The 2,313-nt window shown below is 66.5% G+C and carries 2 protein-coding genes; both read right to left on the reverse strand.

The window, feature by feature from the left end; all coding sequences use genetic code 11:
• Nucleotides 1-103: 103 nt before the first annotated feature.
• On the reverse strand, nt 104-790 hold the full coding sequence (locus EER30_RS46610) for a hypothetical protein (RefSeq protein WP_127509762.1): 687 nt from the start codon (nt 788-790) through the stop codon (nt 104-106).
• Nucleotides 791-941: 151 nt separating this feature from the next.
• Nucleotides 942-2,186, reverse strand: coding sequence for an ABC transporter ATP-binding protein (locus EER30_RS46615; protein WP_127509765.1), 1,245 nt, complete (start codon nt 2,184-2,186; stop codon nt 942-944).
• Between the last annotated feature and the right edge of the window lie 127 nt (nt 2,187-2,313).

The raw sequence follows: 2,313 nt of genomic DNA on the forward strand, positions 1-2,313 counted from the left end.
GAAGCTCCGTTTGCACCAGATCTGTGAGAAGACCTGGTCTCAACGGGGCTTCGTCCATATCCGACACGCCGACGCGGGCATCGTCACTCACCGCCACTATCGATCATGAAACGGCCGTGAGCATCAGGCAGAGGGCAACGATCTGGTTCACGGGCACGATCACATTCAGCACGCTCATCACCAAACCGCCGGTCACCAGGCAGATCGCACTCACCGCGGCGACGACGGACAATCGCAGGTCCATGCTCTCCCGAATCACGAGAACCGGAATCCCAGTCCACGAAAGACTCCGCCCGTCCCCCATCCGTTGCGCCAGCCGGGCCAGCCACCATCGTGCGGTTTCTCCGCCCGGTCCGGGGAATGCCCGCAGAACAGACTGCCGCAGCAGATTCCTTTGCAGTTCGCGTTCCGAGGTGAAGCCGTCCGCGTCGACGAGGCGGGCGGGCTCCTCCGCGTAGACGTCGCGGGCAAGGCTCAGTGCCAGAGGCGTCGTCAGCGTTCGGGCCGTGACGCTTTCGGGCCGCGCAACCAGCAGGTCGGCGACCTGCTGCCACTGCTGGCGCCGGTCGCCCAGTTGCTCCGCGAGCAGGAACTCGCCGGCCTGGCGGGCCTCGACCGGAAGCACCTCAACGACGGCGGTGCGCCAGAGACGAGCGCCGGTCAATGCCTGTTTGTAGGCATGGAACCTACTGGTCAGCACCACCTCGGCGAGGGCTCCGGCCTCATTGATCTTCGATAGCGCCGCGGCCTGGAGGCCCAACGGCAACTCGTCGAGGCCGTCGAGGAACAACGCCAGCCGACCCGCCCCACCACAGACCGCCGATACTGAAGGCGGCCACGGCGACCACCGCGAACACCGCGAACACCACAGCCAGGGTGGCCGCCGTACGCCGGAGTCTCCGCACGCGCATCATTGTGATGCACGAAGAAACGATCCGCTCCTATCTGGTCGCCGCGTCGGGTGACTCCATGCGTTCGCGGAGGTCCTCCTGCTCGTCGGCGGCCATCTGGGCCGCCGCGGCCTCGTCGCGGGTGAGGTTGTCGCCGCTTCGGGGGTCGAAGAGGTGCATGCGGCGGGTGTCGACCCAGAACTCGGCCTCGTGGCCCTCGCGCAGTCGGCTCATCGCGTCGATCGAGATGATCAGCTGGGTGCGCAGGGCCTCGCTGTCGAGTTCGGCGGCCAGGTCGGCCAGTTGGCGGGTGACCTCCTCGTTGGCCTCGAACGGGATGTAGGCGTACTGCGAATCACCCAGCCACTCGGTCACGTCGACCTTGGCCCGGAACTTCGAGCCCCGCTCCGCCTTCACGGGGTCGAGCAGCCGGGCGTCCTCGAAGTGGTCGGGGCGCAGGCCCGCGATCAGCAGCTGGCCGTCGGAGACCTTCTCCCGGACGGTGGACGGCAGGGGGATCTCGAGGAACGGCAACTGCAGGCGGTCGCCGGCGACGACGGCGGGGAGGAAGTTCATGGGCGGTGAACCGATGAAGCCGGCCACGAACATGTTCACCGGCTGCTCGTAGAGTTCGCGCGGCGAGGCCACCTGCTGCAGGTAGCCGCGCCGCAGCACCGCCACCCGATCGCCGAGCGTCATCGCCTCCGTCTGGTCGTGCGTGACGTAGACGGTGGTGGTGCCCAGACGGCGTTGCATGCGCGAGATCTCCGTACGCATCTGGCCGCGCAGTTTGGCGTCGAGGTTGGAGAGCGGCTCGTCGAACAGGAACGCCTGAACCTGCCGGACGATCGCCCGGCCCATCGCCACCCGCTGGCGCTGCCCGCCGGACAGGTTCGCGGGTTTGCGGTCGAGATGTTCGTTCAGCTCGAGCATGCCGGCCGCGTCACCCACCCGCTTCTTGATCTCCTCCTCGGAGATGCCTTTCTTGAGGCGCAGCGGGAAGGCGATGTTCTCGAAGACGGTCAGGTGCGGGTAGAGGGCGTAGTTTTGGAACACCATCGACAGGTTGCGGTCGCGCGGGGCCTTGTCGTTCACGCGGTCGCCGCCGATCACCATGTCGCCCGAGGTGATGTCCTCCAGCCCGACGATCATGCGGAGCAGGGTCGACTTGCCGCAGCCGGAAGGGCCGACCAGGATCATGAACTCGCCGTCGGCGATGGTGAGGCTGATGTCGTTGACCGCCTTGAAGCCGTCGCCGTACTCCTTGACGATGTTGTGCATCTCGATGGACGCCATGTCGAGGTCCTAATGAGTTCTGGGAGCACGCCATCGGGCAAACTCCTGGTGGGTAGGTAGCCGCCGGCGGACGAGCACTCAGAGTTCCTGGACGTTGAGTCCTGCTGAAAGATCGTGCCGCTGCCGG

The organism is Actinoplanes solisilvae, from assembly GCF_003999975.1.
Classification (GTDB): Bacteria; Actinomycetota; Actinomycetes; order Mycobacteriales; family Micromonosporaceae; genus Actinoplanes; species Actinoplanes solisilvae.